This is a genomic window from Sphingomonas glacialis (assembly GCF_006439055.1).
GTDB lineage: Bacteria > Pseudomonadota > Alphaproteobacteria > Sphingomonadales > Sphingomonadaceae > Sphingomonas > Sphingomonas glacialis_A.
The window spans coordinates 214,680-220,908 of sequence record NZ_RCZC01000008.1 but is presented as its reverse complement, the minus strand read 5'-3'; the positions used below and the strand labels follow the sequence as shown (position 1 = coordinate 220,908).

5 protein-coding genes and 1 rRNA gene are annotated in these 6,229 nt (G+C 64.7%); 2 read left to right on the top strand and 4 right to left on the bottom strand.

The window, feature by feature from the left end:
- Both EAH76_RS20420 and EAH76_RS20415 read right to left on the bottom strand, forming a co-directional pair.
- A 16S ribosomal RNA gene (locus EAH76_RS20420) occupies window positions 1–387 on the bottom strand; the annotation flags it as partial.
- Window positions 388–920: 533 nt separating this feature from the next.
- A complete protein-coding gene (locus tag EAH76_RS20415) occupies window positions 921–1,301 on the bottom strand; it encodes a hypothetical protein (RefSeq protein ID WP_140852108.1) in 381 nt (126 codons plus the stop codon).
- 186 nt (window positions 1,302–1,487) lie between these two features.
- Between EAH76_RS20415 and EAH76_RS20410 the strand changes: the two genes are divergently transcribed.
- Window positions 1,488–2,012, top strand: coding sequence for a gamma carbonic anhydrase family protein (locus EAH76_RS20410; RefSeq protein ID WP_140852107.1), 525 nt, complete (start codon window positions 1,488–1,490; stop codon window positions 2,010–2,012).
- 47 nt (window positions 2,013–2,059) lie between these two features.
- Here the strand turns inward: EAH76_RS20410 and EAH76_RS20405 are convergent, their stop codons facing one another.
- A complete protein-coding gene (locus EAH76_RS20405; protein WP_140852106.1) occupies window positions 2,060–4,651 on the bottom strand; it encodes a M1 family metallopeptidase in 2,592 nt (863 codons plus the stop codon).
- A gap of 106 nt (window positions 4,652–4,757) precedes the next feature.
- Here EAH76_RS20405 and EAH76_RS20400 point away from each other — a divergent pair, with 106 nt between their 5' ends.
- A complete protein-coding gene (locus EAH76_RS20400; RefSeq protein ID WP_140852105.1) occupies window positions 4,758–5,717 on the top strand; it encodes an NAD(P)H-dependent flavin oxidoreductase in 960 nt (319 codons plus the stop codon).
- 28 nt (window positions 5,718–5,745) lie between these two features.
- Here the strand turns inward: EAH76_RS20400 and EAH76_RS20395 are convergent, their stop codons facing one another.
- Window positions 5,746–6,183, bottom strand: coding sequence for a DUF1465 family protein (locus tag EAH76_RS20395; RefSeq protein WP_194151053.1), 438 nt, complete (start codon window positions 6,181–6,183; stop codon window positions 5,746–5,748).
- Window positions 6,184–6,229: the final 46 nt, after the last annotated feature.

Sequence of the window (6,229 nt, the reverse complement as noted above, 5' to 3'; positions counted from 1 at the left end):
CTCACGCGGCATTGCTGGATCAGGCTTTCGCCCATTGTCCAATATTCCCCACTGCTGCCTCCCGTAGGAGTCTGGGCCGTGTCTCAGTCCCAGTGTGGCTGATCATCCTCTCAGACCAGCTAAGGATCGTCGCCTTGGTGCGCCTTTACCACACCAACTAGCTAATCCTACGCGGGCTCATCCCTAGGCGATAAATCTTTGGACTTACGTCATCATCCGGTATTAGCAGTCGTTTCCAACTGTTATTCCGAACCTAAGGGTAGATTCCCACGCGTTACGCACCCGTGCGCCACTAAGGACCCAACCGAAATCGGGCCTTCGTTCGACTTGCATGTGTTAGGCATGCCGCCAGCGTTCATTCTGAGCCATGATCAAACTCTCAAGTTTATGTCACAAAATCATCGCAGTGGAATTCCACGATAATCTCGTCCATCTCAAGGAGCCGCTCTGCACAATATCTTTCAGACGCCTCACCCAGCCAAAGCCGAATGAAACGTCCATTACGTATGGATACGTGAAGGACATATGAGAACGACTTAGCTTTAACCGAATTACCAACGCCTTGAAAACGTTGGACCCGGAGCCGCCGCCCACATGTCCCTTCATCTAAACCGACAATGTCAAAGAGCGCAAAATACCGACGCTAAGGAAATGCCCTTCTTTCAAAGAGCCCCTCGGCGCCGACAATTTGGTGACTGCAGAAGCGAACCGTCTGGTCCGTCGCTGCGGTGGAGTGGTCTCTAGGCGGGGAGTTTGATTCGGTCAAACCCTTTTTTGCACCTTTCTTGCAAAACGCACCAAACCCGCGGAGATCCTGGGATCTCCACGGGTTCGACGTAGCGAACGATGATTTGCCGGGTCGGCTCAAGGCGGCCTGGCGGCAGGACCGGAGTGGGGCAGGTTTCCCCTGCCCCGCTCCATCAGGCCTTGGCGCGACCACGCTTGGGGGCAGCCGCTGCAGCGACATCCTCTTCCTCGTCGGGCTGATCCTCGCCCGCTTCGGTCAGCGCCTCGCCCAGCGTCTTGAGCTTTTCCTGGTTGGTCTCGGCCTTCTCGGCGATCCGCGTCGTCGCCACACCGAGACGGTGGAGCAGCGCGTGGATGCGGTCGGCATCGGGCTCGGCGCGCTCGAGCTGCTTGCGCAGCGATCCGAGGTCGCGGAGGATGCCCTTGGCGCCAGCGGTGTCGATCTCCGACAGTGCGGCTTCCCAATCCTCGATCATGTCGGCGCCCTTGTCGGGCTTGGTCGATGCGATGCCACGATTGAGCGCGTTGGTCGTCCCGGCGAACTTGATAGCCATGCTCTCTTCCTCTCGATTGCAATGGCTGCTCAACGACACGGAAACGCCCTCAGATCCGTGTAAATGCGTTTCTTTATATCTACTTGAGGCGGATCAAGCCGCGGAACGCGTCGCGCAAAACTGCGTGCGACTTGCCGATCGGGTGGAACGATGCGCACGATAGCGGTGTCACCTATGAGGATCGCCATGCCGCTTTATGAAATCGACGGACTCCGCCCGACGCTGGGCGAAGCGACCTGGATCGCACCGAGCGCCGAGCTGATCGGCGATGTGCAGCTGCGCGACGACGTCAGCATCTGGTTCGGCGCGGTGCTGCGCGGCGACAACACCCCGATCATCGTCGGCGCGCGCAGCAACATTCAGGAAGGGGCGATGTGCCATTCGGATCCCGGTGCCCCCCTCACGATCGGGGAGGATTGCACGATCGGGCATCACGCCGTGCTGCATGGCTGCATACTCGGCGACCGTGTGCTGATCGGGATGGGCGCGATCGTGCTAAACCGCGCCGAGATCGGCGAAGGATCGATTGTCGGCGCAGGCGCGCTGGTGACCGAGGGCAAGGTGTTCCCGCCTGGCAGCCTGATCGTCGGCGCGCCGGCGCGTGCGGTGAAGACGCTCGACGACGCCGCACAGGCGATGCTCCGCGTCTCGGCCGAGCATTATGTCACCAACGGCCGTAAATATGCCGCCGGGCTCAAGCGGATCGATTGACGCCCCCCCCCTTCCCCGGCGCCGGACGCCGGGGAAGGGCATACCGCTTATCGTCCGCCCGTCGCCCAGGCCGCGATGTCGCCGCGAATGCGGGCATTGACCATCTGCCGCGCGCCCATCGATGCCACCGCCGCCTTGGCCCCGCCGCGCGCCGCAGGCGGGAGGTTGGCAGCGGCGAAGGCGGTGATCTTGCCGGGCATAGCCGGATCGTCCGACCCGGCACCGAGGCTCGCGACGAAGCCGGCGCGCGTGCTCGTCTCGACGAGCGTGTTGACGAGCGGCAGATGCGCGAGCGCGAAGCCGAACGCCATGTCGGGATGCCCGCCCGCCACAGCCTTCAGCAACCCGGCCTTTTGCGGCGCGGTGAAGCGGTCGGTCGTCAGCAGGTCGAGCGCGCGCTGCGCCAGCGTATCGTTCTCGGCCGCACCCAGCAGGCGAACATAGCCGTTCTTGGCCACCGGGTTCTTCTCGGCGAGCGTCAGCTTGAGCAATGCATCCCATTCGGCAGGCGTCGCATTGGTGGCGTAGGTCCCGAGAATCGGCTGGCGGATCGCGGCCGGGATCGCGTCGGGGTTGGTCGCCAATGCGGCGACATAGGCCCGCGCCTTCGCGGTGATCGCGGGGTCGCCGCGATGGCCAAGGACCGAGATCAGCGTCTCGCGCAGTGTGGCGACGAGCGGCGACTCATCCTTCGTCGCGGTGAACCCGACCCGCGCCATCGCCGGCGCCAGCGTCGCCCGGATCCGCGCCCGCATCGCGTCCTTCGCCGCGCCCTTGGGGAGACGCCCCTCGAGATCGGACAATTGGCCAGCGATCGTCTGCCACAATAGCGGGTTCGCGTCGGGCGCGACCGCCGCGACATCGGCGAAATAGCGATCGAGCTTCTGGTTGCCGCCCTTGGCGAGCGCGAAATCGTCGCCGAGCGTGCCAAGCTGGTCGGTCAGCGCGAGGCTGCCGAAGTCGCGGACGATCGCGTCATGCCCAGCCTGGCTGTAGAGTACCCGCGCGTAGCTCCCCTTGTCGCGGTTGAGCACGATCGTACCGCAACCCGCTACGTCGACCGTCATCGGCTTGGCGCCGTGGACGGTTGCGCGCGTCACCGGCTGACCGACCACGCCGAGCGTCAACGGCACATGCCAGTCGAGCGGCTGCTTGGCGGTCGCGTCATAGCCGAAGCGGCCTTGCGTCAGCGTCACCTGCGTCTTGCCCGCGACACAGCGCGCGCCTGTCATCGTGACGAGCGGGACGCCCGGCTGGAGCGTGAAATCGTGCGCGACATCGGCGACCGAATGCCCCGACGCCGCCGAAAGCTCGGCCCACAGCTGGTCGGTCGTGGTGTTCCCATATTTGTACTTCGCCATGTAGCGGCGGATGCCGTCGCGGAACACGTCGGGGCCGAGCGTCGACTCCATCATGCCGATAACCGCCTGCCCCTTGGAATAGGTGATCCCGTCGAACGCCTCGCCGATCTGATCGACCGTCTCGACATGGCGGATGATCGGGTGCGTCGCGGCGGTCGCATCGACCTGCAGCGCACCCTCGCGATCCTGCGCCACCGCGGTCGCGCCGGCGAACCAGTCGGGGTTGAGATCGACGCTCGACTTGTTCTCCATCCACGAGGCGAAGCCCTCGTTAAGCCAGAGATCGTCCCACCAGTTCATCGTGACGAGATCGCCGAACCATTGGTGCGCCATCTCATGCGCGACGACGGTGTAGATGCGCTGCTTGCCGCTCTGCGTCGCGCGCTTCTGGTCGTAGAGCAATTCCGGCTCGAAATAGAAGACCGCGCCCCAATTCTCCATCGCGCCGAAGAACTGGCTCGAGCCGGGGCCAGCGATCATGTCGAGCTTGGGCAGCGGATAGGGCTGGCCGAAATAGTCGTTGTAATAGGTGAGCAGGCGCTTGGCCGATTCGAGCGCATAGTCGCCCTGGTCGACGACGCCGCGGCGCGTGATGACGCCGATCTCGGTCTTGCCCGCCATCACCGTCTTGCGCTCGACATCGCCCATGCCGAGGAAGAGCAGATAGCTCGACATCTTCGGCGTCTCGGCGAAGTGATACAGCTTGGTGCCGTCGCCCTGCTTGGTCACGCTCGTGACGGGCATGTTCGAGAAGGCGGTCTGGTCGCCGGGCGCGACGGTGCTGAGCTTGAAGGTCGCCTTGTAGCCCGGCTCGTCCCACATCGGCGCGAAGCGGCGCGCGTCGGGCGCCTCGAACTGCGTGACCAGCAGGCGCGAGGAGGAGCCGTCCTGATTGCTGTAATCGATCGCAAAGAGGCCGGCGGCCGAGGTGTTGATCGTGCCCGTCCAGGCGAATTGAACGCTGTGCTGCCCCGCGGCGAGTATCGTCGGCAGCGTCAACGTCAGCTGCTGCTTGGTGGTATCGATCGTGAAGGGCACCGCCGCACCATCGACCATCGCGCGCGAGATCTTGAGGTCGGCGGCGTTGAGCACGACCGTGCGGGTCGGCTTGGCGACGGCGATGCTGATCGTCTCCTCGCCCGAGAAGGTCATCGCCTTGGCGTCGGGGCGAATCGTGATGTCGTAGGAGACCGGGGCGATCCCGCTGGGCAATTGCCCCACGGCAAACGCCGGAGTCGCGGTTCCGAGCAACAGCGCGGCGGCAAGGGTAAGCTTCACTTCGTTACTCCGGAAACAAACGGGGATTTGCGCGCCATAAGGGTTTCTGCTCGCGAGGCAAATCGAGGCCGCTGGACAGTCCTTTCGGTTGCGCTATGAAACGGACATGAGCACACCGCCCCTTCTCTCGTCGCTGCGGCTTCCCCTGATCGGCTCGCCGCTGTTCATCATTTCCGGTCCCGAACTGGTGATCGCGCAGTGCAAGGCGGGGATCGTCGGGTCCTTCCCCGCGCTCAATGCGCGGCCGCAGGCGATGCTCGACGAATGGCTCCACCGCATCACCGAGGAACTGGCGGCGCATAATCGCGACCATCCCGAGCGCCCGGCAGCACCGTTCGCGGTCAACCAGATCGTCCATCGCTCGAACGAGCGACTCGAATCGGATCTTGCGACCTGCGCCAAGTGGCAGGTGCCGATCGTCATCACCTCTCTCGGCGCGCGCGAGGATCTGAATACCGCAGTACACAGCTGGGGCGGGATCACGCTGCACGACGTGATCGACGATCGCTTTGCGCGCAAAGCCATCGAAAAGGGCGCCGACGGGCTGATCGCGGTTGCCGCCGGCGCGGGCGGCCATGCCGGGCGTTTGTCGCCGTTCGCGATCATCCAGGAAATCCGCCAGTGGTTCGACGGGCCGCTCGCTCTGTCGGGCTCGATCGCCACGGGCGACGCCATCCTCGCGGCGCAAGCGATGGGTGCGGATTTCGGCTATATGGGCTCGCCCTTCATTGCCGCGCTCGAGGCGAATGCCGAACCCGCGTACAAACAGGGCATCGTCGAGGGCAAGGCCGCCGACATCGTCTATTCGAACCTGTTCACCGGTGTGCACGGCAATTACCTGCGCGCCTCGATCGTTGCGGCCGGCATGGACCCCGATGCGCTGCCCGAGGGCGATCTCAAGACGATGGACTTCGGCACCGGCAACGGCGCGAAGCCCAAGGCGTGGAAGGAAATCTGGGGATCGGGCCAGGGGATCGGCGTGATCGACCGGGTCGAACCCGTCGCGGCGATGGTCGATCGGTTCGAGGCGCAATATCGCGCGGCGCGCGCGCGGTTGAAGCTCTAAGCCCGCGCGGGCGCGATCGACGCGCCCGCTAGAACGCCATCGCCAGCCGCTGGTGCAGCGAGCGGACGGGGCTTTCGAGCGCGAGACCGTCCCCCGCGCGCGACTCGTCGAGGCGGGCGACGCGACCGTGCAACTCCACACTCGCGGCGATGAGCGACCGCGCGGACTCGGGCATATGCTCGAGCGCAGCCGGATCTGTCGCCGGCGCGGTACCGAGCCGGCGCGACGGATCGAGCGCATCGTGCGGCAGCATCTCCCCCGCCTCGACCGCGCGCTGCGTCAGCAGCCAGGCAATCACGTGCATCAGCCGCGTCGTCACCTTCAGCGATTCACACGAGAAGGCGACCCGCGCGATCGGATCGAGCGCCTCGCGATCGGCGCGCCCGCCTTCGTCGAAATAGCTGCGCGCTTCGTCCGCGAGCACCATCGCATCGATGTACAACGTGTCGATCACGCGCCGCTGCATCCGTAAGTCTTGCCGATTTCCGCGCATTCCAGACCTTCCCACAATC